22 protein-coding genes and 1 other RNA gene are annotated in these 25,058 nt (G+C 66.3%); 15 read left to right on the forward strand and 8 right to left on the reverse strand.

Annotated elements, in window-relative coordinates:
* Positions 1-425: 425 nt before the first annotated feature.
* From QX128_RS32610 to QX128_RS32660, 11 genes are all read left to right on the forward strand, one after another.
* Complete coding sequence (locus QX128_RS32610; protein ID WP_316239619.1) at positions 426-1,727, forward strand: MFS transporter; 1,302 nt, start codon at positions 426-428, stop codon at positions 1,725-1,727.
* A gap of 70 nt (positions 1,728-1,797) precedes the next feature.
* Positions 1,798-3,030: a cytochrome P450 gene (locus tag QX128_RS32615; RefSeq protein ID WP_316239611.1), complete on the forward strand. Its 1,233-nt coding sequence runs from the start codon at positions 1,798-1,800 to the stop codon at positions 3,028-3,030.
* 169 nt (positions 3,031-3,199) lie between these two features.
* Entirely contained in the window at positions 3,200-6,973 is a 3,774-nt protein-coding gene (locus QX128_RS32620) for an AsmA-like C-terminal region-containing protein (RefSeq protein ID WP_316239612.1), read from the forward strand.
* A 31-nt stretch (positions 6,974-7,004) separates the two neighbouring features.
* Positions 7,005-7,946 (forward strand): LysR family transcriptional regulator, encoded by a 942-nt coding sequence (locus QX128_RS32625; RefSeq protein ID WP_316183616.1) that lies wholly within the window; start codon positions 7,005-7,007, stop codon positions 7,944-7,946.
* 122 nt (positions 7,947-8,068) lie between these two features.
* The gene (locus QX128_RS32630; RefSeq protein WP_316239613.1) at positions 8,069-8,950 is read left to right on the forward strand and encodes a shikimate dehydrogenase; all 882 of its coding nucleotides are present in this window, start codon (positions 8,069-8,071) and stop codon (positions 8,948-8,950) included.
* A 79-nt stretch (positions 8,951-9,029) separates the two neighbouring features.
* Positions 9,030-10,169 carry an ABC transporter substrate-binding protein gene (locus QX128_RS32635; RefSeq protein WP_315805535.1) on the forward strand — a complete coding sequence of 380 codons (1,140 nt, stop codon included), beginning with the start codon at positions 9,030-9,032 and terminating at the stop codon, positions 10,167-10,169.
* A 74-nt stretch (positions 10,170-10,243) separates the two neighbouring features.
* Positions 10,244-11,119, forward strand: a complete 876-nt coding sequence (locus tag QX128_RS32640; RefSeq protein ID WP_315805536.1) for a branched-chain amino acid ABC transporter permease — start codon at positions 10,244-10,246, stop codon at positions 11,117-11,119.
* Complete coding sequence (locus tag QX128_RS32645) at positions 11,116-12,114, forward strand: branched-chain amino acid ABC transporter permease (RefSeq protein WP_316217695.1); 999 nt, start codon at positions 11,116-11,118, stop codon at positions 12,112-12,114. The genes QX128_RS32640 and QX128_RS32645 overlap by 4 nt, the downstream gene beginning before the upstream one ends.
* Positions 12,111-12,854, forward strand: a complete 744-nt coding sequence (locus tag QX128_RS32650; RefSeq protein ID WP_315805538.1) for an ABC transporter ATP-binding protein — start codon at positions 12,111-12,113, stop codon at positions 12,852-12,854. The genes QX128_RS32645 and QX128_RS32650 overlap by 4 nt, the downstream gene beginning before the upstream one ends.
* 11 nt (positions 12,855-12,865) lie before the next feature.
* Positions 12,866-13,603 (forward strand): ABC transporter ATP-binding protein, encoded by a 738-nt coding sequence (locus QX128_RS32655; protein ID WP_316183611.1) that lies wholly within the window; start codon positions 12,866-12,868, stop codon positions 13,601-13,603.
* A complete protein-coding gene (locus QX128_RS32660) occupies positions 13,600-15,474 on the forward strand; it encodes a bifunctional sugar phosphate isomerase/epimerase/4-hydroxyphenylpyruvate dioxygenase family protein (protein ID WP_316239614.1) in 1,875 nt (624 codons plus the stop codon). Before QX128_RS32655 ends, QX128_RS32660 begins: the two co-directional genes overlap by 4 nt.
* Position 15,475: 1 nt before the next feature.
* Here QX128_RS32660 and QX128_RS32665 read toward each other — a convergent pair whose 3' ends face one another.
* The gene (locus QX128_RS32665; RefSeq protein WP_315805541.1) at positions 15,476-16,399 is read right to left on the reverse strand and encodes a LysR family transcriptional regulator; all 924 of its coding nucleotides are present in this window, start codon (positions 16,397-16,399) and stop codon (positions 15,476-15,478) included.
* 90 nt (positions 16,400-16,489) lie between these two features.
* Between QX128_RS32665 and QX128_RS32670 the strand changes: the two genes are divergently transcribed.
* On the forward strand, positions 16,490-17,278 hold the full coding sequence (locus QX128_RS32670) for an NAD(P)H-dependent oxidoreductase (protein WP_316239615.1): 789 nt from the start codon (positions 16,490-16,492) through the stop codon (positions 17,276-17,278).
* Between the two features lie 18 nt (positions 17,279-17,296).
* Here the strand turns inward: QX128_RS32670 and feoB are convergent, their stop codons facing one another.
* The 7 genes from feoB to ssrA all read right to left on the reverse strand — a co-directional run bounded on the left by feoB (position 17,297) and on the right by ssrA (position 22,956).
* A complete protein-coding gene (feoB, locus tag QX128_RS32675) occupies positions 17,297-19,174 on the reverse strand; it encodes a ferrous iron transport protein B (protein WP_316239616.1) in 1,878 nt (625 codons plus the stop codon).
* Positions 19,175-19,194: 20 nt separating this feature from the next.
* Positions 19,195-19,470, reverse strand: coding sequence for a ferrous iron transport protein A (locus QX128_RS32680; RefSeq protein WP_315805544.1), 276 nt, complete (start codon positions 19,468-19,470; stop codon positions 19,195-19,197).
* A 107-nt stretch (positions 19,471-19,577) separates the two neighbouring features.
* The gene (locus QX128_RS32685) at positions 19,578-19,865 is read right to left on the reverse strand and encodes a ribbon-helix-helix domain-containing protein (RefSeq protein ID WP_315713371.1); all 288 of its coding nucleotides are present in this window, start codon (positions 19,863-19,865) and stop codon (positions 19,578-19,580) included.
* Positions 19,865-20,050: a DUF4169 family protein gene (locus tag QX128_RS32690; RefSeq protein ID WP_315805546.1), complete on the reverse strand. Its 186-nt coding sequence runs from the start codon at positions 20,048-20,050 to the stop codon at positions 19,865-19,867. The genes QX128_RS32685 and QX128_RS32690 overlap by 1 nt, the downstream gene beginning before the upstream one ends.
* Before the next feature lie 238 nt (positions 20,051-20,288).
* Positions 20,289-21,713, reverse strand: coding sequence for a class II fumarate hydratase (gene fumC, locus QX128_RS32695; RefSeq protein ID WP_316239617.1), 1,425 nt, complete (start codon positions 21,711-21,713; stop codon positions 20,289-20,291).
* A gap of 96 nt (positions 21,714-21,809) precedes the next feature.
* On the reverse strand, positions 21,810-22,340 hold the full coding sequence (locus QX128_RS32700) for an SspB family protein (protein ID WP_315805548.1): 531 nt from the start codon (positions 22,338-22,340) through the stop codon (positions 21,810-21,812).
* A gap of 261 nt (positions 22,341-22,601) precedes the next feature.
* Positions 22,602-22,956, reverse strand: a transfer-messenger RNA (tmRNA) gene (gene ssrA, locus QX128_RS32705).
* Positions 22,957-23,050: 94 nt separating this feature from the next.
* Between ssrA and QX128_RS32710 the strand changes: the two genes are divergently transcribed.
* The 3 genes from QX128_RS32710 to QX128_RS32720 all read left to right on the forward strand — a co-directional run bounded on the left by QX128_RS32710 (position 23,051) and on the right by QX128_RS32720 (position 25,053).
* A complete protein-coding gene (locus tag QX128_RS32710; protein WP_315805595.1) occupies positions 23,051-23,647 on the forward strand; it encodes a chromate transporter in 597 nt (198 codons plus the stop codon).
* Positions 23,644-24,177: a chromate transporter gene (locus QX128_RS32715; protein WP_315805596.1), complete on the forward strand. Its 534-nt coding sequence runs from the start codon at positions 23,644-23,646 to the stop codon at positions 24,175-24,177. The genes QX128_RS32710 and QX128_RS32715 overlap by 4 nt, the downstream gene beginning before the upstream one ends.
* Positions 24,178-24,273: 96 nt before the next feature.
* Positions 24,274-25,053, forward strand: a complete 780-nt coding sequence (locus QX128_RS32720) for a tripartite tricarboxylate transporter TctB family protein (RefSeq protein WP_315805549.1) — start codon at positions 24,274-24,276, stop codon at positions 25,051-25,053.
* Positions 25,054-25,058 lie beyond the last annotated feature (5 nt).

The raw sequence follows: 25,058 nt of genomic DNA on the forward strand, positions 1-25,058 counted from the left end.
CTGTGGTACCTGCCGCCTGCATTTTTTTGAGCAGGCGGGCCACGGGCGCGGCCAGCGCCCGGCCTTCCCTGCGCCCTTCTATTCGAGGAGGGTGGCTGAGCAAGCAAAGCTCGGGCGCAGATCGCGCTGCGGGGACGTGCAGCCATGATCCGGCGAAGCTCGCCACATACGCGGTGTCGTCCCGGCCTTGAGCCGGGACCCATAACCACCGGCGGGAATGAGACGCGCAACTGTCAGCCATGTCCCTCGTGAGATCGCGCGGTATGGGTCCCGGCGTTCGCCGGGACGACAGCGGGGGGCAGAGGAACAGTGCACCGCACACATGACCTCGCAGGTAGCTGACACCGCCGTCACCCGCGTAGAAAATCCTTGACCCGTTCGCACGCAAATGGCGAAGGATGCACCAGGGAGTGAAAACAACAACAATGCGCCTGCCGTTCTACTATGGCTGGGTCATCGTCGCCGTGACCTTCGTGACGATGGCCGTCGGGGTCAATGCGCGCACCGCGTTCTCGCTGTTCTATCCGCCTGTTCTCGCCGAATTCGGCTGGGACCGGGGTGTCACCGCCGGCGCGTTCTCGTTCGGCTTCGTTGCCTCGGGCATCGTCAGTCCGCTGATCGGACGGCTGATGGATCGCACCGGGCCGCGCGCGGTCATGGAACTCGGCGTTGCCCTGATGGCGGGCGGTCTGCTGCTGGCGCCACTGACCTCGCAGCCCTGGCATCTCTACATCACGATTGGGGTGATGGTCGGCGCCGGCAGCGTCTGCCTCGGCTATTCCGGCCAGTCCTTGTTCCTGCCGAACTGGTTCATCCGCCGCCGCGGCCTGGCGATCGGCATCGCCTTCGCTGGCGTCGGCATCGGCTCGATGACGCTGTTGCCGTGGGTGCAGCACATGATCGCGCAGACCAACTGGCGCACGGCCTGCACCGCGATGGGCGTCGTCGTGCTGGTCGTGCTGGCGCCGATCAATCTCCTGCTGCGCAAGAAGCCGGAGGAGATCGGGCTTTGTCCGGACGGCGATGCCGCGCCGCTCGCCAATGCGGCCAAGCCGGTTTCCAACGTCGTCGATGCCGCCTGGGCCGGCATCGATTGGACGCTCCCGCGCGCGCTGCGAACGGGTCGGTTCTGGTGGCTCGCGCTCGGCTATTTCTTCGGCCTCTACGTCTGGTACGCGGTGCAGGTGCACCAGACGAAATACCTGCTCGAGATCGGTTTCAGCTCGAGCGTCGCGGTGTGGGCGCTCGGCGCGGTCAGCCTGCTCGGGATCCCGGGCCAGATCGCGCTCGGCCATCTGTCGGACCGGCTGGGGCGCGAGGCGGTGTGGGGATTAGGCTGTCTCGGCTTCGCGATCTGCTTCGCCGCGCTGATCGCGCTCAAGGCCGCGCCGTCGCTGCTGCTCGTCTACATCATGGTGGCGACGCAGGGCGCGCTCGGCTACGGCCTGACCTCGGTGATGGGCGCGGTCGCGCTGGAAATATTCCAGGGCGCGCATTTCGGCAGCATCTTCGGAACGCTGATGCTGATCGGGCTATGCGGCGGCGCAGCAGGGCCGTGGGTGACCGGCGTGCTGTATGACTACACCCTGAGTTACACGCCGGGCTTCGTGATCGCCTTCCTCGGCGCCTTCGTCTCGGCGGCGGCGATCTGGATCGCGGCGCCGCGCCGGGTCCGCCTCGTTGCCGGCCAGTTGCACAGGTTAAAGACGGCGGGGGCTGCGGCATGATGTGTGAACTGGCCGGTTGCCATCGCGGCGCGGGCGTGAGCTAATCGGCCAATCCAGGGAGAGGGACCCCATGAACGAGCATGTTCAGGCCGCCAAGGCCGCGCCGCTGTTCAATCCGCTGTCGCCGGAGTTCATCCGCGATCCCTATCCGTTCTATCAGCAGCTCCGCGACAATGATCCGGTGCATGTGACGCCGTTCGGCTCGTTTCTCGCCAGCCGGCACGCGGAGTCGAGCCTTGTGCTGCGCGACAAGCGTTTCGGCAAGGACTTCGTCGCGCGTTCGATCCGCCGCTACGGCCCTGACATCATGAACGAGCCGATCTTCCGCAGCATGAGCCATTGGATGCTGCAGCAGGATCCGCCGGATCACACGCGCTTGCGCGGCCTCGTGGTGAAGGCATTCACGGCCCGCCGCGTCGAGGACATGCGGCCACGGATCCAGGCGATCGTCGATTCGACGCTCGACGAGATCATCCCGCGCGGCCGGATGGACCTGATCGAGGACTTCGCGTTCAAGCTGCCGGTCACCGTGATCTGCGACATGCTCGGAATTCCCGAGGAGCACCGCGAAGCGTTCTACAAGAGCTCGCGCGAGGGCGGCCGGCTGCTCGAGCCGGTGCCGCTGTCGAAGGCCGAGATCGCCGAGGGCAATGCCGGCAACGCGGTATCGAAGGCGTATTTCCAGCACCTGTTCGAGCTGCGCCGGAAACATCCCGGCGACGACCTGACGACGCAGCTGCTGCAGGCCGAGGAGGACGGCGCCAAGCTCAGCAATGAGGAGCTCACCGCCAACATCATCCTGCTGTTCGGCGCCGGGCACGAGACCACGGTCAACCTGATCGGCAACGGCCTGCTGGCGCTGCACCGCAATCCGGACCAGCTGGCGCTGTTGAAGGCGCGGCCGGAGCTGATCACCAACGCGATCGAGGAGTTCCTGCGCTACGATTCCTCGGTGCAGCTCACCGGACGGGTGGCGCTCGAGGACATCGAGGATCTCGGCGGCCGCCGGATCCCCGCGGGCGAGAGCGTGCTGTGCCTGCTGGGCTCCGCCAACCGCGATCCTGCGGTCTATCCGGATCATCCGGAGCAGCTCGACATCACCAGGGCCAACGTGAAGCCGCTGTCGTTCGGTGGTGGCATCCACCATTGCCTGGGGGCGCAGCTCGCCCGCATCGAGGCCGAGATCGCGATCGGAACCCTGCTGCGCCGGCTGCCGGAGTTGAAGCTGGACGATCCCGACAACCCGGAATGGCGGCCGACCTTCGTGCTGCGCGGCCTGAAGCGGCTGCCGGCGCACTGGTAACCATCTTCGTTAACGGAATTGTGCAACGCCCCCGGAAATACCGACAGCGCTGTGACTTCGCCATACTTAATCCTATATGATGCAGCGCTCCGGTATCGATGCCAGTGGGCCGCGGCCGTATTGGCTTTAAGGTTGGGACGCCGGAGCGTTGTCCTTTGAGGGAGACCCCGTGCAGACGACCCTGCTCGGCTTGGCGATTGCCTTCATCCTTGCGCTCCTTGCTGCGCTGATCGGCCCGTACTTCGTCGACTGGAACCAGTTCCGGCCGCAGTTCGAGGCCGAGGCGGGCAAGATCATTGGCGTGCCCGTGCGGGTCGCCGGTGCGCTGGACGCACGGCTGTTGCCGACGCCGACCTTGCGGCTGCGCCAGGTCACCTTCGGCGGCGCCAACGATCTCGGCAAGCTGCGCGCCGACAAGCTCGACGTCGAGCTCAGCCTCGGCGATCTGATGCGCGGCGAGTGGCGGGCGAACGAGCTCACCATCGGCGGCATGGCGGCCGATCTCGGGCTGGATGCCAAGGGCCAGGTCGACCTGCCGGCCGCGTCGGGCCGGTTCAATCTGGCGGCGCTCGCGATCGACCGGCTCAACCTCACCGGCCGAGTCGCCCTGCACGACGCCGCCAGCCGCTCGACGCTGGAGCTGACAGACATCGTCTTCTCCGGCGACGTGCGTTCGCTGGCCGGCTCGCTGCGCGGCGACGGCGCGGTGTCGATCCGCGGCGGCCGCTACCCGTTCCGGGTGTCGTCGAGCCAGGACAAGGACTCCAACGGCCTGCGCGTCCACCTCAACATCGATCCGGGCGAGCGTCCCGTGATGGCCGACATCGAAGGCCTCATCAGCTTTCCCAACCGCTCGCCGAAGTTCGAGGGCGCGCTGACCCTGTCGTCGCCCCCGAAGGAGCAGGGCGCCGACAACGACAAGCCCGCCCAGTCTGCGAAGGAGCCACCGGCGAAGCAGGCCCAACAGGCCAAGGCCCGTCCGCTGAACCAGGCCGGCGCGACGCCTTGGCGCATCGCCACCAAGGTCGTCGGCGACCAGGCGTCGGCCAAGCTCGACCAGATCGAGGTCAGCTTTGGCCAGGAGGATCGCTCGCTGAAATTCGCGGGCAGCGGCGACATCCGTTTCGGCGCCGCCCCCGTGCTGAAAGCCTCACTGTCCGCACGCCAGCTCGATGCCGACAAGCTCCTGGCCGGCGGGGACGACATCAAGGACCGGCGGGCGATCGCGCCCGCGCTGGTGCTGCCGGCGCTGCGCAACTGGATTGCACAACTGCCGACCTTGCCGATGCCGGCCAACGTGCAGTTCGCGACCGAGCAGATCATGCTCTCCGGCCGTCCGGTACAGAACTTCACCGCCGACCTGCACAACGAACCTTCGGCATGGAGTCTCGAGAAGGTCGACCTGCGCGCGCCCGGCTCGACGCGGCTGACGTTCCGGACCATCGGCATCTCGACCTCGGTGACATCGGGCTTCACCGGCGCGCTCGATCTCGAATCGTCGGAGCCCGACACGCTGGTGGCCTGGCTGCAGGGCCGCAGCGACGGCAGCTATCGCACCCAGCGTCCGCTGCGGCTGCGTGGCGACCTCAACGTGGCGCCGGAGCGGGTCGCGATCGACAGCCTCAAGGCCGATATCGACGGCGGCTCCGTCGACGGACGCGTCGCTCTCGTCAACCGGCCAGCGGGGCCGGGCTCGCGTTTCGAGGCGGTGCTGAAGGGCGATCGGCTCGATCTCGACGCCGCGATGGCCGTGACGCGCTCGCTGGTCGGTGTCACCGGCGAGTGGCCGGCGGAGGCCAGCGTGGCGCTCGACGTCGCCCGCGCCAAGCTCAGCGGCCAGGAGCTGCGTCCGCTCACCGCGCGCTTTTCCTATGATCCCAAGACCATCGCCATCGACCAGATCAAGTTCGGCCAGAGCAGCGGCGTGACGAGCGAGGGCTCCGGCCGGTTCGATCGCGCCGACGCAACCGGACGGCTGGTGGTGACCTCGATGGCCGGCTCGCTCAAGGAGATCACGGCGCTGGTGCAGCCGCTCGCGCCGCAGATCGCCGCCCGCTTCGATGCGCTCAGTATGCCGCCCGGCGCCGCCCGGCTGAAGCTCACGCTCGATCTCGCCAAGGACCCAGCCAACGCCGATCGGAGCCAGGCCAAGGCGGTGCTCGATCTCGACGCGCCACAATTGAAGGGCTCGGCGACGCTGACGGCCAAACCCTCGGCCGCGGCGCTGCGCAGCTTCGAGGTCGATGCGATCGATCGAACGGAGCTTGGAATCGAGAGCCGGGTGTCGTCGGAGCAGGGCAGCGCCGTGCTGGCGCTGCTCGGGCTCGATCGCGTGGCGGCGGCGGGCACAGGTCCGGCCCAGTTCGATGCCAGCGTGACCGGCGGCTGGCGGGCGCCGCTGCGGGTGAATGCCAAGCTCTCCGGCGCCGGTCTCGATGGCGATGCGCAAGGCACTGTCGATCCCTGGGGCGACACCGCAAAGGCCAACGTCAATCTGCGCCTGCGCAGCGCCAACCTGTCGCCCTTGTTTGGATTGAAGCCGCAGGATCCGGGCGCGCAGAACGTCCGCCTGTTCAGCCGTCTCGGTCTTTCCAATAATCGCCTGACGCTCGACGACATCGACAGCACGGTGGGTGGATCGCGGCTGCGCGGCCGGCTCGCGCTGGTGCTCGACGACGACAAGCAGATCGAGGGCGAGCTCGGGCTGGATGCGCTCGACGTGCCGCAAGTGGTATCGGTGCTGATCGGAGCGGCCGGGCGTGAGCCCGCCGAGCCTCTCGGCGCAGGTCTCTTGAAGGGGTGGCGCGGGCGTGTCTCGTTCCAGGCCCTCAGCGGCGCCATTCTGAATGGCATTGATCTGCATCCGCTGGGCGGCGCCATCAAGAGCGACGGCCAGTCGCTGACCATCGAGAACCTCAAGGGCAAGCTCGGCGGCGGCGACGTCACCGCGACCGTCGATGCGCGCTCCAACGCGAATGGTCTCGTCCTGAACGGCCGCGTCGAGCTCGCCGGCATCGACGGCAACGCGCTGCGCTATCACAGCCTGAAGATGCCGGCCGGCAAGGTCTCGGCGCAGATGACGCTCGCCGCCGAAGGACGCAGCGTGCAGGCACTGGTCAATGCGCTCTCGGGCAATGGCACGGTGACGCTCGACAATGCGGCGCTCCCCAATCTCGACCCGCGGGCGTTCGATGCGGCGTTGCGCGCGGCCGACGCCGGCCAGGTGAGCGACGACGGCAAGTTGCGGCAGGTGATCGAGCCGGTGCTGACGTCGGGGACGTTGCCGGTCGCGTCTGCTCAGATACCCTTCATCATCCGCGACGGCCGGCTGCGGGTCGGCGCCACCACGCTCGACGCGCAAGGCGCCCGCGTCATCGTGTCCGGCGGCTTCGACATTCCGGCGGACAATGCCGACATTCGCGCCAGCCTGAGCGCCAATACGGTCGGCAATGCCAACAGCCGTCCGGAGATCCAGTTGTTCGTGGTCGGGACGTCCGAGGCGCTGACGCGCGCGGTCGACGTCACCTCCCTGTCGTCGTGGCTGGCGGTGCGCGCGATCGATCGCGAAACGCGGCGTCTGGATGCGATCGCGCGCGGCGAGGTGCCGCCGGCCTATCCATCGTCGACGGCGTCGCTGCCCGGTGCACCCGAGGCTGGCCCGGCGGCACCGAGCGCGGCCGACGTGCCGCTGCCCGGTCGTGATCCACGGCGCGAGCCGCGCGCCAAGCTGGGTGGTCCGCGCGCCGTCGTGTCGCCGCTGACCCCGCAGCTCTCTGCTCCCGCCCCTGCGCCTCAGCCGGCGGCACCGATGGCATCGAGCCAGCCGCAAGTCGCGCCTTTGCCGCCGCCGGTCGAGATCAAGCCCGCGCCGGGGGCGCTGCCGCCGCGCCCACGGCCGGTGCCGCGCCCGCCGGTCGTGCTGACGCCGCCGGGCAGTCCGTGATTCCGGCCGAAGGCGTGCGGGGACCGCGCCGATGATGACCTTGCGACAGGTCGAGGTCATTCGCGCGGTCATGGTGACGGGCACCATCAACGGCGCCGCGCGCCTGCTGAAGGTGTCGGCGCCGGGTGTCAGCCGTCTGGTGAAATACACCGAGCGCTCGCTCGGCATCCGCTTCTTCCAGCGCCAGAACGGCCGCTACTTTCCGACGCCCGAGGCGCAGAACATCTTCGAGCAGATCAACAGCGTCTACGAGAAGGTCGACGATCTCAGCTACATCATCTCCAACATCGGCCGCGGCGCGCTGTCGGAACTGCGCGTCGGCTCGGTGCCCAGCATCTCCCAGGTGATGGTGCCGCGCGCGATCGAGCGCGTCCGCCGCCGCTATCCTGATTTGGGCATCGACATCAACATCCTCAAGATCGAGGAGGCGATCGACTATCTGATGCTGGGCAAGGGCGAGTGCGTGGCGATGAGCTATCGCCTCGATCATTCCGGGCTCGAATTCCTTCCTCTCGCCTCAGGCGAACTGTTCTGCATCGTCCCGCCCGGCCACGAGCTCGCCGGCCGCAAGCAGGTCTCCGCCGCGGAGATGACTCGCTATCCGTTGATCGGCATCGATCCCAATGACCCTTACGGCCGGATCATGGCCGAGATCTTCGCGCGCAACAAACTCAGCTACAACATCTCGATCAAGGCGCGCTTCGGCACCACGGTCTGCGCGCTGGTGAAGGCGGGGCTCGGCATCGCGGTGATTGACCAGTTCACGGTCGCGCATGGCGGCTATCCTGGCATCGAGCTGCTGAAGATCGCCGAGCCGACGCGGTTCGACACCTACATCGCGGTCAAGCGCGGCACGCCGCTGTCGCTTTACGCGGAGCACTTCATCGACTGCCTGCGTGCCGAGATGCGCGCACTGGAGCCGGGCCGGCGGCAGGTTGCGAGGCCGGGGAAGGCGGCGCTCGTCAAAAAATAACATGATGTTAGGTTCAGCGGATATTTGGGTAATTGTGTTAGCTGGCGGACGCGCTATCGTCCGCGACGCCATTCATCGCTCGTGCGGCGATCGCGCGAGCGGCAGCAGAGACTGAAGCCAACGTGCCCGATCTTTCCGCGCTCAAAGCCCGCAAATTCCTGACCGGCCTGATCGGTGCGCCGATCGCGCATTCGGCCTCTCCTGCCATGCACGAACATGCCGCGGCGGCGCTCGGCGTGCGCTGCCACTACCAGCTCATCGAGGTGGCCGGCGCCGACCGGGCCGGTCTGTCCGCGCTGCTGGAAGGCGTGCGCCGGCTCGGCTTTGCCGGGGTCAACGTGACCTATCCTTACAAGGAAGCCGTGGTCGAGCTGCTCGACGAGCTCGCGCCGAGGGCGGCGGCGATGGGCGCGGTGAATACCGTCGTCGTTCGCGACGGCCGGCTGATCGGCCACAACACCGACACCACCGGGTTCGAGCGGGCCGTCGCGCCGCTCATCAGCCAGACCGATCGCGGCGTCGTCGCGTTGGTCGGGGCCGGCGGGGTTGGCAAGGCGATCGCCTTCGCACTTGCAAACCTCGGAGTCGCCGGCCTGCGCATCTACGACACTGAGCGCACGCGCGCCGAGAAGCTGGCGAGGCTGCTGCCGGCCGGCAACACGGTAACGGTCGCGGACAGCGTCGAAGCGGCACTGCACGGCGCAGTTGGCGTCGTCAACGGCACGCCGATCGGGATGTTGCCGAACCGCGGTACGCCGGTGCCTGATCATTTGTTGCGCGCCGACCTCTGGGTCGCCGACGCGGTCTATTCGCCGCTCTGGACGCCGCTGCTGAAAGCCGCCAAAGCCAGGGGAGCCTGGGTCCTGCTCGGCCGCGAGCTCGCGATCTACCAGGCTGCGGACGCCTTCGAGTTGTTCACCGGCCTGGCGCCCTCGACCGAGGCGATGGGGGCTGCGTTCGACAACCACATGGCGGAGAGATATCCGGCGGTTGACGCCGCCTGAGCCGACGGTCAATACGCGCCGGAACAAGTCGTTCAAGCAAGAAACGCAAACAAGCGTTTAAGTCAGAGGAGGAAACAACGTGAGATCGATCATCCTGGCTGGCCTGTGCTCAGCCACGCTGCTGTCCGGTGCCGCCTACGCGCAATCCGGCGCCCCCATCAAGATCGCCGATGTCGCCGAGCTCTCCGGCGGCGGCGCGACCGTCGGCAACAACTGGAAGAACGGCATCGACCTCGCCGTCGAGGAAATCAACGCCAAGGGCGGCATCCTCGGCCGCAAGATCGAGGTGAGCCACGCCGACTCGCAGTCGAACCCCGGCGTTGCGCGTGCGCAGGTGCAGAAGGCGCTCGATGGCGAGCCCTACGTGCTGCTCGGGCCGGGCTATTCCGGCTCGGTGAAGGTGACGGCGCCGCTGGCGGCCGAGGCCGGCATCACCCAGATCATGGGCGGCGAAGCGGCCGAGCTCACGCAGGCCGGCAACAAGTTCCTCTTCCGCACGTCGTTCGGCCAGCAGTCCTCGATGCCGAAGGTCGCCAAGTACATCAACGACGAGCTGAAGGCGAAGTCGGTCGCGGTGGTCTGGGTCAACAATGATTTCGGCCGCGGCGGCCGCGACGTCATCACCAAGGAATTCAACCGTCTCGGCATCAAGGTCGCGGCCGACCTGTCGACCGAAGCCGGCCAGGCGGACTTCGCTGCCGACGTCAGCAAGATCAAGGCGGCGGCGCCGGACGCCGTTTTCATCTACGTCAACGAGGAAGAGAGCGCGCGCATCCTGAAGGAGATCAAGCGCCAGGGTGTGACTGTGCCGCTGATCGGCGAGACCACGCTGGTCGGCCAGAAGGTGATCGAGCTCGCCGGTGATGCCGCCAACGGCGCTCGCGGCCACGTCGGTCTCACCACCGACGCACCGATCGAGGCCATCAAGGCGTTCCGCGACCGCTTCGTGAAGAAGTACAACTACGTGCCCGATCACAACGGCATCAAGGGCTATCTCGCGATCTACATGGTCAAGGCCACGACCGAGAAGATGGGCAAGGTCGACTCCAAGGCGTTCGCCGACACGCTGCACGGCCTGACCATCAAGACCTCGGCCGAACCGAACATCCTGATGGATGTGACCTTCGACCAGAACGGCGACATCGATCGCCAGGGCTTCCTGGTCGAGGTCGTGGAAGGCAAGCAGGTCGTGAAGCAGGTGTTGCCGAAGCTCAACTGAGGACAACGGTCGATCGGCGGCGCCGGTGTGGTGATGTCCGGCGCCGCCGTCACCCAAGGGCTCACGGGGAAACCATGTCCAATCTGCTCGACCTGATCGTGGCGGGACTCGCCACCGGCGCCATCTACGCGCTGGTCGCCGTCGGCTTCACCTTGCTGTGGCAGACCTCGCAGACCATCAACTTCGCCCAGGGCGAGTTCGTGATGCTGCCCGCCTTCCTGATGCTCGCGGTCATGCATCTCGGCGCGCCGTTCTGGCTCGCGGTGCTCGCCGGCGTGCTGCTGTCGGCGCTGCTGCTCGGTCTCGCCTTCAAGATGCTGCTGGTCGATCCGATGCTGCGGCACGGCGTGCTGCCGCTGGCGATCGCCACCATGGCGCTGGCGATCGGGATCAAGGAGGCCGTGAAGCAGTTCTTCAGCGCCGAGGCGTCGCCGTTTCCGTCGATCGTTCCCGCGGGCGATATCAGCGTGCTTGGCCGTGTCATCTCGCTGCAGAGTCTCGGCGTGCTCGCCGTTGCAATCCTGGCCGTCGTCGGCCTGACCACGCTGCTCAATCGCACCTCGCTCGGCCACCAGATGCAGGCGGCGGCGCAGAATCCGACGGTGGCGCGCATCATCGGCGTTCCCGTCGAGCGCATGATCCTGCTGACCTTCCTGATCAATGCCGTGCTGGTCGCGCTGGCCTCGCTGCTGATCACGCCGATCTATCTTGCCAAATTCTCGAGCGGCGAAGTGCTCGGGCAGGCGGCGTTCATCGCCGCGATCGTCGGCGGCTTCAACCAGGTGCGCGGCGCGATCGCCGGCGGTCTCCTGATCGGTGTCGTCGACAACCTCGCCGCGGCCTACGTCTCCACCCAGTATCGCGCGGCTGTTCCGATGGTGCTGCTGATCCTTGTTATCCTGTTCCGGCCGCAGGGCCTGCTCGGACGAGCCGAGGAGCGCACGGTATGACCCGGAACGGCAGACTGCTCCTCGCCGCGCTGGCGATCGTCGTCATTGCTGGCCTGATCATCATCCCGATGAACTTCAACCGCTACGGCCTCTATATCCTCAGCCAGTGGGCGGTGATGACCATCGCCGCGATGGGGCTCAATCTCACGCTCGGCTATGCCGGGCAGGTGTCGCTGGCGCAGGGCGCTTTCGTCGGCATCGGCGCCTACGGGGCTGCCATCCTCACCACCCATGGCTGGCCGCTGATATCGGCGCTCGGGCTCGTCATCATCGTCTGCTTCATCGTCGGCTGGCTGTTGGGCTATCCGGCGCTGCGCGTGCAGCATCATTATCTCGCCTTCGTCACGCTCGCCTTTTCGACCCTGGCGTTCCTGGTGTTCCGCAACGAGAGCTGGCTCACCAACGGCATCTACGGCATCAGCAACATTCCGCGCCCCGAGATCTTCGGCTTCCCGACCCGCAAGCCGTTGCCGTTCTACTATCTCTGTCTTGGCTCGCTCGGCCTCGTGACGCTGGCGATGTGGTGGCTGATCCGCTCGCCCTGGGGCCGCGCCTTCATGGCGCTACGCGAAAATCCGATCAGGGCGCAATCGCTCGGCATCGACACCAGACGCTATACGCTGATGGCGTTCGCGATCGGCTCGGTGCTCGGCGGCATCGCCGGAGTGCTCTATGCGCCGCTGACGCAATATGTCGATCCCGTGCCGTTCAACCTGCAGCTCTCGCTCGATCTCCTGATGATGGTGATCGTCGGCGGTGCCGGCTTCATGCTCGGGCCGTTCCTCGGCGCCATGATCGCGGTGCTGCTGCCGGAGTGGCTGCGCTTCGCCGAGGGCTATTATCTGATGCTCTACGCGGCCGCCGTGATCGTGCTGCTGATCTATTCGCCGAGCGGCATTCTCGGCATCCTCGACCGCTATCTCAGCTCACGGCGCACCCAGGCGGCATCCGCATTGCGGGCGGCGGCTCAATCCAAGCTGGAGGCCGCGCGATGACCGCAGTCCTCGACGTTCGCGACGTCAAGAAGAGTTTTGGCGGCATCACCGCCGTCAACGGCGTCAGCTTCGACGTGCAGGAGGGCGAGATCCTCGGCCTGATCGGCCCCAACGGCTGTGGCAAGTCGACGCTGTTCAACTGCATTCTCGGCCAGCTCGTGCCGAGCGGGGGCGAGGTGAGGGTGGACGGCAAGCTCGTCACCGGCCAGCGTCCGTCCGAACTGAACCGCCTCGGCGTCAGCCGCACGTTTCAGCTCTTGCAGGTCTTCCCGAAGCTGTCGGTGCGTGACAACCTGATCCTCGCCGGCCAGGAGCATCGCGGCAGCATGCTGTCGCGCCTGTTTGGTCCGTCGGATGCAGGGCTCACCGAGACCGCCGATCAGATGATCGGCTTCTTCAAGCTGGAGCATCTCGCCAACGAGCCGGCCGGCGGCCTGTCCTACGGGCAGCAGAAGCTGCTCGATGCCGCGATGGCGTTCATGGGCGGTCCACGGCTGGTGCTGCTCGACGAGCCCGCCGGCGGCGTCAATCCGACCATGCTCGGCGATCTCAAGGACCGGCTGATCGCGATCAACCGCGAGCGCCGCGCCACCTTCGTCGTGATCGAGCACAACATGGAGTTCGTGATGTCGCTGTGCTCGCGCGTGATGGTGATGGCGGAGGGCAAGGTGCTGGCGATCGGCAAGCCCGACGAGATCAGGGCCAATCCGGCCGTGATCGAAGCCTATCTCGGACACTGACGGAGCCGACGATGAGCGATCCCATTCTCGACGTCCAGAACCTCGTCGGCGGCTACGGCAAGATGACGATCCTCAACGGCACGACGTTCTCGGTGCCGGCGGGATCGATCACCACCGTGATCGGTCCGAACGGTGCCGGCAAGTCGACGGTGTTCAAGGCGATCTTCGGTCTGTTGAAGCTGCGCGAAGGCAAGGTCATCTTCAAGGGCCGCGACGTCACCGGCTTCAGCCAGCGCGCGCTGCTCGGCGCGGGCGTCTGCTACATCCCGCAGGGCCGCAACATCTTCGGCGAGCTGTCGGTGCGCCACAATATCGAGCTCGGCGGCGTTGCCGCGCCGCGTGAGATCGATCTTGCTGCGCGCGTCGAGGCGGCGCTCGACGTGTTTCCGGTGCTGCGCAAGAAGGCGGACCGGCAGGCCTCGACGCTGTCCGGCGGCGAGCAGAAGCAGCTCGAGATCGCGCGCGGGCTGCTGCTCGAGCCGCAGCTCGTGCTGATCGACGAGCCGTCGATCGGGCTGTCGCCGTTGATGGTGCAGCAGACCTTCGACATGCTGAAGCAATTGCGCGACCGCGGCGTCTCGGTGCTCCTGATCGAGCAGAATGCACGCTCGGCGCTGGAGATCTCGGACTACGGCATCGTGCTCGAGCTCGGTCGCACCCGCATCATCGACAAGGCCGATCGCGTGCTGGCCGATCCGCGCATCGGCCAGCTGTTCCTGGGCGGCGCGATGGAGGAGACGGCGGCATGAACCAGCGCTCGATCGCAACGGTCTCCATCTCTGGCGCGCTCGACGAGAAGCTCAAGGCGATCGCTGCCGCCGGCTTCGACACGGTCGAGATCTTCGAGAACGATCTGGTCGCGTTCGGGATGCGGCCGCGCGAGATCGGGCAGATGTGCCGCGACCTCGGCCTTTCGATCTGCGCCTATCAGCCGTTCCGCGATTTCGAGGGCATGCCGGAGCCGCAGCGCGCGCGCAACTTCATCCGCGCCGAGCGCAAGTTCGACCTGATGCAGGAGCTCGGCACCGACCTGCTGCTGATCTGCAGCAGCGTGTCGCCGGCCGCGCTCGGCGGCATCGACCGCGCCGCCGCGGATTTCCAGGAGCTCGGCGAGCGCGCCGCGAGGCGCGGCTTGCGCGTCGGCTACGAGGCGCTGGCCTGGGGCCGCCATGTGCACGACTATCGCGATGCCTGGGAGATCGTGCGCCGCGCCGATCACAAGGCGATCGGCGTCATCCTCGACAGTTTTCATGCGCTGGCGCCGGCGCTGCCGACCAATGCGATCCGCGCCATTCCCGCCGACAAGATCTTCCTGGTCCAGTTGGCCGACGCACCCAAGCTCGAACTGGACGTGCTGTCCTGGAGCCGGCACTTCCGCAGCTTTCCCGGGCAGGGCGACCTCCCGGTCGGCGAGTTCATGGAGGCGGTCGCCGCGACCGGCTATTCCGGGCCGCTGTCGCTGGAGATCTTCAACGATCAGTTCCGCGCCGGCTCGGCGCCACGCACGGCGCTCGACGGCATGCGTTCGCTGCTGCTGTTGCAGGATGACCTCGCCGGAAAAATCCCCGCGGCGTCGGCAGAGCCCCGCTTCGCGCCTCGCGTGAAGAGCCACGGCATCGGCTTTGTGGAATTCGCGGTCAGCGAGGACAAGGCGGAGTCGCTCGCCGCATTGTTCGGGCAGCTCGGCTTCCGCAAAACCGGGCGGCATCGCAGCAAGGCGGTGCAGCGCTGGTCGCAGGGCGCGATCGAGCTGGTGATCAATTGCGAGCCGGCGAGCTTCGCGCATTCGCACTATATCACGCACGGTTCCGGCGTTTGCGCGTTGGCGTTGGATGTCGACAGTGCGGACCGTGCCATGGCGCGGGCGCAGTCCTTGAAGACGCGCACCTTCACCCAGCCGGTCGGGCCGGGCGAGCTGGAGATCCCGGCGATCCATGGTGTCGGCGGCAGCCTGCTGTATTTCCTCGATACCCACGGCCGTCACTGGGATGTCGACTTCGAACCGGTCGCCAGCGACAAGACGACTGATCGGCTCTTGGCCGTCGATCACATCGCACAGTCGATGCCGCATGAGGAGATGCTGTCCTGGCTGTTGTTCTATGCCGGGATCATCGACTTCTCGCGGCTGCCGCAGATGGAGATCGCCGATCCCAGAGGCCTCGTGCAGAGCCAGGCGATCGTCAACGGCGATCGCAGCCTGCGCTTCATCCTCAACGGCTCGACGGCGACGCGCACGCTGTCGTCGCGTTTCATCTCCGAGTTCTTCGGCTCGGGCGTCCAGCACATCGCCTTCGCCTGCGACGACATCTTTGCAGCCGTGGCCGAAATGCGCGCCCGCGGCGCCGGCTTCCTCGACATTCCCGACAACTACTACGACGATCTCGAAGCGAAATACGATCTAGCGCCCGAGACCATCGCGGCCCTCCGCGCCAACGAGATCCTGTACGACCGCGACGGCGACGCGGAGTTCTTCCAGGTCTACACCCACATTTTCGAGGAGCGCTTCTTCTTCGAGATCGTGCAGCGCCGCAACTACCAGGGCTTCGGCGCCGCCAACGCCGCGATCCGGCTGGCGGCGCAGGCGCGCGAGGTGCGGCCGGACACGATGCCGCGGCTGTAGCTCAGGGCTCCGGCCGAATCCCAGGCAGACTGACGATTGCCGCCGCCAGGTCTTCGATCACCAGCCGGACGCGCGCGATGCCGGCGCGCTCCGGGACGATCAGCATGTTGAGCGGCACCGACGGCAGCCTGTAGTCGGGCAGGAGCACCGTCAGCCTGCCCTCGGTGATGAGATCGTCGACCAGCCAGGCATGGGCTGCGGCGATGCCGCGCCCGGCCAGCACGGCTTCGCGCACCGCGAGGCCGTGATTGGTTCGGAAGCGGCCGCTGAAAGGCACCTCGTGGCGCTGGCCGTCGCCGGACATCAGCGCCAGCACGTCGCTGCCGGCGACATTGGGCATGCGGATGCCGTCATGGCCGAGCAGATCCTGCGGTACGCGCGGCGTGCCGCGTCCTGCCAGATAGCCCGGCGCCGCCACCAGCAGCCGGTGCGAATGGCCGAGTGCGCGCAGCTTCATCGAGCTGTCAGTGAGCGGCGCGAGACGGAGCGCGATGTCGACGCCCTCGCGCACCAGATCGATGCGCTCGTCGGTCAGATTGAGATCGATCGCGATGTCCGGATAGCGGTCCTGGAACGCGAACACCAGCCGGGTGATGTGCAGGATGCCGAACGCGGCCGTGCAGGAGATGCGGATCGTGCCGCTGGCGGCTCCACGCGTGCCGCGCGCCTCGTCGCCGGCCTGCTCGATCAGGCGCAGGATCTGGACGCAGTTGGCATAATAGAGGCTGCCCTCGGTGGTCAGGGTGACGCGCCGGGTGGTGCGGCTCAGCAGGGGAACGCCGATCGCGTCTTCAAGCTCCTGGAGATGACGCGAGATGGTGGACTGACCCAGCCCAAGCTCACGCGCGACGGCCGACAGGTTGCCCCGTTCGGCGACGCGAACGAAGCTGCGCATGTTGACGATGCTGACGTCCAACTTATCCATAATTCGGCATAATGTTATCGATAGCAGCCATATATTGGATGAACGAGGCCGGGTCTATCTCCTGGATTGTTCCAGCCAAGGGATCAAGCCATGAATGTGCTGCTCGTCTTCGCCCACCCCGAACCCCGCTCGCTGAACGGCGCCCTGCGCGACGCCGCTGTCGCCGAGCTTCGGTCGCAAGGTCATCAGGTCAGGGTCTCGGATCTCTATGCGATGGGCTGGAAGGCGGCCGCCGACCGCGCCGACTTTCCGCAACTGCCGCCCGATGTGCGCCTCAACGTCGCCACGGCCTCCGGCGAGGCGTTCAAGACGCACTCGCTCACCGACGACGTCAGGGCGGAGCAGGAGAAGCTCCTATGGGCCGACGCGGTGATCCTGCAGTTTCCGCTGTGGTGGTTCACGATGCCGGCGATCCTCAAGGGCTGGGTCGACCGGGTCTATTCCTACGGCTTCACCTACGGCGTCGGCGAGCACAGCGACAAGCGCTGGGGCAACCGCTATGGCGAGGGCGTGTTCGCCGGCAAGCGCGCGATGCTCGTGGTGACCACCGGCGGCTGGCAGGAGCACTATTCGGAGCGCGGCATCAACGGGCCGATCGACGACCTCCTGTTTCCCATCAACCACGGCATCCTGTTCTATCCCGGCTTCGACGTACTGCCGGCCTTCGTGGCGCACCGGGTGAACCGGCTCGATGAGGCGGGCTTCGCGGACATCGCCGCGCGGCTCCGCGCGCGGATGCGGACGCTGTTCACGGATCAGCCGATCCCGTACCGGCGGCAGAACCACGGCGATTACCTGATCCCGTCGATGCAGCTGCGTCCCGAACTCGGGCATGCCGACGCGCGCGGCTTCGCGCTGCATGTCGACGCTGTGCGATGACGTTGCCGCGGCGCGGGCTCAGCCCGCGCCCATCGCGACCGCGATGTGGTAGGTCGCGAACGCCGCCGCATAGGCGAGCGCGAACATGTAGAAGAAGGTCACGGCCATCCAGCGCCAGCTGCCGGTTTCGCGGCGGATGACGGCGAGCGTCGAGGCGCATTGCGGGGCGAAGATGTACCAGGCGAGCAGCGCCAGCGCCGTGGCGAGGCTCCATTTGCTCGCCAGCACCTGGCCGATCTGCTCGGCCGCCTCCTTGCCGCCCTCGATCGCATAGACGGTGCCGAGCGCGGCGACCGCGACCTCGCGGGCGGCCATGCCGGGCACCAGCGCGACCGCGATCTGCCAGTTGAAGCCGACCGGCGTGAGCAGGGGAGCGATCGCCTGGCCGATCATCGCCGCGAGGCTGTAATTGATCGCAGGCTCGGTGGCGCCCTCCGGCGGCTGCGGGAACGAGGCCAGGAACCAGATCAGCACCATCATCGCGAAGATCGTGGTGCCGGCGCGCTGCAGGAACATCTTGGCGCGGGTGTAGACGCCGATCGCGATGCTGCGCAACCGCGGCATCTTGTAGTCCGGCAGCTCCAGCATGAACGGTGCCGGCTGGTAGTCGCGCATCAGGAAGAACTTCACCAGGAACGACACCAGCAGCGCGCTGATGATCCCGGCGGCGTAGAGCCCGAACATCACCAGTCCCTGCAGGTTGACCAGGCCCCAGACCTTGGTCGGCGGGATGAAGGCCGAGATGATCAGCGTATAGACCGGAATCCGCGCCGAGCAGGTCATCAGCGGCGCGATCAGGATGGTGGTGAGCCGATCGCGGCGGTTGTCGATCACGCGCGTTGCCATGATGCCGGGAATGGCGCAGGCAAAGCTCGAGAGCAGCGGGATGAATGCGCGGCCATGCAAGCCGGCGCCGCCCATGATGCGGTCCATCAGGAACGCCGCGCGCGCCATGTAGCCGAAATCTTCCAGGAGCAGGATGAACAGGAAGATGATGATGATCTGCGGCAGGAAGACGATGACGCTGCCGACGCCGGAGATCACGCCGTTCTGCAGGAAGCTCTGCAGCAGGCCCTCGGGAAGCTCGTCGTGAACGAGCTGGCCGAGCGCATCGAAGGCCGCCGACAGCACCTGCATCAGCGGCTGCGCCCAGGCGAACACCGCCTGGAACATCACGAACAGGATCGCCAGCAGGATGAGCAGCCCGCCGACCGGATGCAGCGCGACCGAATCGATCCGGGCGGTCCAGGTGTCCGGCCGCTCGGGCAGGCTGACCGTCTCCGCGATGATACGGTCGGCCTCGCGCTGAGTGGCGCGCAGCTCCGGGACCGTGAGCGGACGCCAGGTGTTGGCGCGCTCTCCGGTGGTCTCGGCCGCCTGGGCCAGGAGCTCGTCGGTCAGCCGCAGCAGGTCGTCGGTGCCGCCCTTGCGCACGGCGATCGACGTCACCACCGGCACGCCCAGCGCCTGCGACAGTGCGGGAACGTCGACCGTCACGCCACGCCGCTTGGCGATGTCGAACATGTTGAGCACGAGCGCCAGCGGCCGGCCGGTGCTCTTGAGCTCGAGCAGCAGCCGGACCGTCAACCTGAGGTTGGTCGAGTCGGCAACGCACAACACCAGGTCGGGCAGGACCTCGCCGGTGGCGCGTCCCAGCACGAAATCCCGGGTGATTTCCTCGTCGGGGCTGCGGCCGCGCAGCGAATAGGTGCCGGGCAGGTCGACCAGCGAGACCTGGCGGCCCTGCGGGGTGACGAAGCCGCCCTCTTTGCGCTCGACCGTGACCCCGGGATAATTCGCGACCTTCTGGCGGCTTCCCGTCAGCGCGTTGAACAGCGAGGTCTTGCCGCTGTTGGGCGTACCCACCAGGGCCAGATGCAGCAGAGGGCTTTCCATGACGACGCTTTCCGCGCGGCCTATGCCACGATGACGGCCATGGCCTCGCGCCGGCGGACCGCGACGGTGATGTTGTCGACACGGACGGCGATCGGGTCTCGCCCGACGATCCCCTCATGCAGGATTTCGACCCGGGCGCCCTCGACGAAGCCCAGTTCGATCAGCCGGCTCTCCAGCTCAACGTCCGGCAGCGACGACGCCGCGCCGCCAGCGGCCAGATGCTGGATCGTTCCGGTATAGCCCCTTCGGGCCAGACCGAGCGGCTGAGGCGGCCGTGTATCGCAGATTTCGCTCATAGCCTGTATTTTCAATCGCGTGCCAAGAGGTCAAGCGCGGCATGTTAAATGCCGCGGCATCTTAGAGCGATTTTAAACAGACCGGGCGGGCCGCCGTCTGATCTGCCTCAAGGAGCGGCAGCGGCTGCCGTGTGCCGGGTGTCCACCGCCGCCTTCGGCTCGAGGCCTGAAGACGCTGCGGCGCGGCTCTTGAAGTGGTCGAGCACGAACAGCCGGATCGCCGACGACAGGTTGCCCTGCTGGCGATTGTTGTCGATCTCCCCGACCAGTTCGGACAGGGTCATGTTACGGAGACCCGAAATCTCCTTCATGCCGTTCCAGAAGGCCTCTTCGAGGCTGACGCTGGTCTTGTGACCTGCGACCACGATAGAACGTTTTACGACGGGCGACTTCATCACGCGTCCTCGCCATTGATACGATGTTGATCGAGTAATTCGTTCGCGCGCTTGTCGCGTTGGGCGTCAGTTGCGCGTTCGGACTTCGTCCTGCCGAAGCGAGCGCGGTTGCCTTCGGCGACCTTTGCTGCCTGATCGCGCTCCACGCGCTTTCTGAAACGCTTCAAGTTGATGATGTCACCCATGCTTGCTCCAATCATCTAAGGCATCGAACATCACGACGAGAGCATGCGCATTGCGCGGATGAGCTCAGGCGTTCTCCAGACAATCACGTCATCGCTCCCTGATAGTTCGATGGCCATTCGCGTCGTTGCGAGCTGGATTTGTTTACTCACCAAACGCAGCAGAACTTGTAGTCGAGAGTATCCTTTAGGGGTTAACAGCGAGAATTGCATCACCCCCCGTAGTACTACGGGACTACCGCTACGCTCGCCCCGGCCTCGTCATCCTCTCGGGTTGAACGAGGCGGTCGAATTCCTCTTCGGAGACGAGACCGAGCCGCAAAGCTTCCTGTTTCAGCGTTGTGCCGCGCTGATGCGCTGATTTCGCGACTTTGGCGGCGTTGTCGTAGCCGATCTTCGGCGCAAGCGCCGTCACCAGCATCAGCGAGCGCTCCATCAGCTCGCGAATGCGAGCAGTGTCGGCCTGGATTCCGGTCACGCAATGTTCGCTGAATGAACGTGCTGAATCACCTAGTAATTGTATGGACTGCATCATGCAATGTGAGAGCAATGGTTTGTAGACGTTCAGTTCGAAATGACCCTGGCTGCCGGCCATGGTGATCGCCGTGTGATTGCCGAACACCTGGCAGCACACCATCGTGAGCGCTTCGCATTGCGTCGGGTTCACCTTGCCCGGCATGATCGAGGAGCCCGGCTCGTTCTCCGGCAGGATCAGTTCTCCCAATCCGGAGCGGGGGCCTGATCCGAGGAAGCGGATGTCGTTGGCGATCTTGAACAGGCCGGTGGCCGCCGCATTGAGCGCGCCATGGGCGTAAACATAGGCGTCGTTGGACGCAAGCGCCTCGAATTTGTTGGCGGCACTGGTGAAGGGCAGGCCGGTGGCGTCGGCAACATGCCTGGCGAACAGCTTCGCGAACTTCGGATCCGCGTTCAGGCCAGTGCCCACGGCGGTGCCGCCCTGCGCCAGCGGCAGGAGATCCCGCGCCGCGATCTCGATTCGTGCGATCGCGTTCTCGACCTGCGTGGCGTAGCCGGAGAACTCCTGGCCGAGCGTGAGCGGCGTGGCGTCCTGGGTGTGGGTGCGGCCGATCTTGACGATGTCCGCGAACGCGTCCTGCTTGGCACGCAGCGCCGCCAGCAGCTCCGACAGCGCCGGCACCAGATGGCCCGCGATCGCGCGCGCCGCGGCGATGTGCATCGCGGTGGGGAACGAGTCGTTGGACGACTGGCTCATGTTGACGTGGTCGTTCGGATGAACGGGCTTCTTGGTGCCGCGCTCGCCCCCCAGCAGCTCGCTGGCGCGATTGGCGATCACCTCGTTGAGGTTCATGTTGCTCTGGGTGCCCGAGCCGGTCTGCCAAACGACCAGCGGGAAATGGTCGTCGAGCTTGCCGTCGATGACCTCCTGCGCCGCCTGGACGATGGCGTCCGCCATGCGTGGCTCGAGCAGGCCGAGCTCGCGGTTGGCCTGGGCCGCGGCCAACTTCACCAGCGCGAGCGCGCGCACGATGCCGATCGGCATGCGGTCGTGGCCGATGCGGAAATTCTGCCGGCTGCGCTCGGTCTGCGCGCCCCAATAGCGGTCGGCGGCGACCTCGATCGGGCCGAAGCTGTCGGTCTCCGTGCGCGTCGATCCGTGCGATGATGAATCAGCTGAATGTGCCATGAAGCATGCCCATGATTGATGGTGAACCGGCGTCGACCGGTTCAAGCATGCTTCAATCTAGTGGTCCAACCGCCGTTCCGCGCGCGGCGAATGGGCCTATTTCTTGCGGAAACGGTCCAGGCGCACGACCTCGGCGCCTTCCCCCGGCGAGGTCGGCGGGAGCGGCTTGTCGTCGCTGGTCTCGGCCGGCGTCGCAGGCAGCGGCCCGGCGATGGCCGATGGCGTCGGTGCGGCCGGCAGCTTCGGCGCGGCCGGCGTCTCGGCAATCGCCTCCGACGGCTCGAACTGCAGTCCGAATTGCACGGACGGATCGAAGAAGCTCTTGATCGCGTGGAACGGCACCACGAGGCGCTCAGGGATGCCGCCGAACGACAGGCCGACCTCGAACCGGTCCTCCGAAACCACCAGATCCCAGAACTGGTGTTGCAGGATGATCGTCATCTCCTCCGGATATTGCGCGAGCAGCCGCGGCGACAGCTTGACGCCCTCGGCCTTGGAGATGAACGTGATGAAGAAATGGTGCTCGCCCGGGAGCCCGTGGGCGGCAGCGTCGGTCAGCACCCGGCGCAGCACCCCGCGCAACGCGTCGCGCGCCAGCACATCGTATCGAATATGATCCGTCGCCATGATCGGTCCTGTGTCGTGAGGGCTGCGCCCGACGTGTCGAGCCGCCGCGCCCGGCAGGCAGCAGCATTCCCGACTCGCGTCAGTCACATCGTACCCGGCATCGGCGCCGAGGTCAGCAGCCATGCCGGTCGATCGCCAGATATGGGAACGGGTAGAAGCTGGCGGAAGTCCGGTCAACGGCGGAATGAACGGGTGCCGCGCCAAAAAACTGGGGACGGCACAGCCCGTGGAAGGAAACCGGTTAACGTGGAGGCAGGTGAAAGTGGAGGCTTCTGTTGCCAGGTGCCTCCGAACCCCGCCTAACGGAGCTTAACCCGTTAGGACTTTAAGGTGGTCTTTCAAACTGCGTTACGCAGCCTGAGCAACCGGAGCAAAGTTGTCGTTGGCAACTATTGCAGTAGCCCGATAACGGCGGAACAATACCGGGAAAAAGCTCGCCCTTTACGCCCTCGTCGATCCTATTTCGCCCCCGCCAAAACCCATCTGTCGGTGGGTTTTGGTGGAGGCGCCGGGTACCGCCCCCGGGTCCGAATGGTTTATTTCGACGGCGATTTATTTCCATAGCCGGCAAGCCGGCACCCCCTATATAGGCCGCCGGCCAGCGGATGCACAGGGCCGAAACGCCGCGGCGCGCGACAAAAATGTGGGCGGCTGCCGGGAACCTCTGGTTCGACCTTGGCAGCCTGGTTTTCGTCCTCCTACAGTGCGGCATGCCTCCCGAAGTTGCGCAGGTTGCCTCTCCCGCGGCCGACATCGCCAGACACCCGCCCAGCCTCCGCACGCTCTTCTTCGCATTCGCGAAAATGTCGCTGTCGGGCTTCGGCGGCGTGCTGGTGTTCGCGCGGCGTGCGATCGTCGACGAGCATCGCTGGATGACGGCGGAGGAGTTCAACGCGACCTTCGCGCTCTGTCATTTCCTGCCCGGACCGAACATCGTGAATTTCTCCGTGGTGTTCGGCGCGCGATTGCGCGGTGTCGCGGGCGGAATCGCTGCGTTTGCCGGCCTGCTCGGACCCCCGATGCTGCTGATCACCTCTCTCGGCGCCATTTACGGTCATTTTGGACAAGCCGACACGTGGCGACGGGCGCTTGCAGGCGTGTCCTGCGTGGCCGTTGGCCTGCTGGCGTCGGTGGTGTTTCGCATGATCTCGCCGCTCCTCAAGAAGAGCGACGTGGCGGGCGTTGTCGTCGTCGCTGGCGTGTTCGTGGCGATCGGGCTGGCGCGCCTGCCGCTTCAGGAGGTTCTGCTGGTGGCCGTGCCGCTCAGCCTTGCCGTCACCTATGCCAAGACGCGGTGGGCACGATGAGCGGGGACGACAATCCGCTGTTCCAGCTGTTCTGGACCTTTGCGTTGATCTCGCTGTTTGCGGTTGGCGGCGCCGTGGCGGCGATTCCCGAACTGCAACGTGTTGCAGTCGAGGCCCGGCACTGGATGACAGACAAACAGTTCGCCGACCTGTTCGCACTGTCGCAATTGTCGCCCGGGCCCAACGTTCTGATCGTCACCCTGATCGGCTATTCGGTCGCAGGCGTGGCAGGTGCGGCGGTCGCGACGATCGCGATGTGCGGTCCCACTGCCGTGCTCTCCTATTTCGTCAGCCGTTGGCTCTCGAATGCGCGGGATGCGCGCTGGCCCGCCATGCTGCAGGCGGCGCTGGTGCCGTTGTCGATCGGCTTGATGGCGGCGAGCGCATGGATTCTCGGTCAGGCTTCCGACCAGACGTGGCGGGCGTTCGCGCTGACGGTCCTTGCCGCACTCGTTGCATCTATGACGCGACTCAATCCGCTCTGGCTGCTCGCCGCAGGCGGCTGCCTTGGTTTCGCTGGCCTTCTCTAGGGAAAGCCGCTAGCAAAACAGAAGCGCGACCGGTTTGCTCCGGGCCGCCGAACGAAAACAGTGCCGGCCATCAAGGCCGATCGGGGAGGGCGAGGCATGGCCGAGACCACGGGCCAATTGTCGGGCGAAACGGCGGGCATGCCGGCCGCCCGCAGCGTGACCGCCGCATCGATCATTCTGGTCCTTGCCTTCGCGCCACAGATCATCGAGCTGCTGATTGCCTTGGCCGGTCTTGTCGGTCCACTATCCGGACGCGGTCCGCTACAGGTCATTGCGGCCCATGCGTCGGCCTTGTCGATGGCGATCCCGAGCCTGGCGCAGCAATATGCCGCAAGCGGCAAGACCTCGCTGTCTTCCGATGTTCTGCTGGCTCTCATCTACACCTATCCGCTGATCGCGGTCGCAGTGTTCACATTCATGGTCCGTCCGCGCGCGGCGCAGGACTATTTCGGCGGCGTCGTGCTGATGGCGATCGCGCTGTTCGCGTTGTGGGCCTCCAGCGACCTGCAAGGCATGCGCGGCTTCTCGTTCGGTGCCGGAACTGCGCCGCGGATGTTCGGTCTGCTGCTGCTAGGGCTCGGAGCCGCCGTGGCCGTGATCGGCGTCGTGAGTGAAGGCGCGCAGCTTGCGACCTATCACTGGCGCGGACCGCTGTTCGTCTCGCTCGCGATCCTGACCTTCGCCGTCTCCATTCGCCCGCTCGGACTCTTGATCACGGGGCTTGCAAGCTTCCTGATCGCGGCGATCGGCAGCCCGGAGACGCGCTGGCGCGAGGCCCTGATCGTCGGCATCTGCCTGACCGGCGGCTGCGCGCTGCTGTTCCCCTACGTGCTGGGGTTGCCGATGCCGCTGTTGCCGCGTTTCCTTTTGCAGTGAGGGCG

Source organism: Bradyrhizobium sp. SZCCHNR1015 (assembly GCF_032489875.1).
In the GTDB taxonomy this organism is placed as follows: Bacteria; Pseudomonadota; Alphaproteobacteria; order Rhizobiales; family Xanthobacteraceae; genus Bradyrhizobium.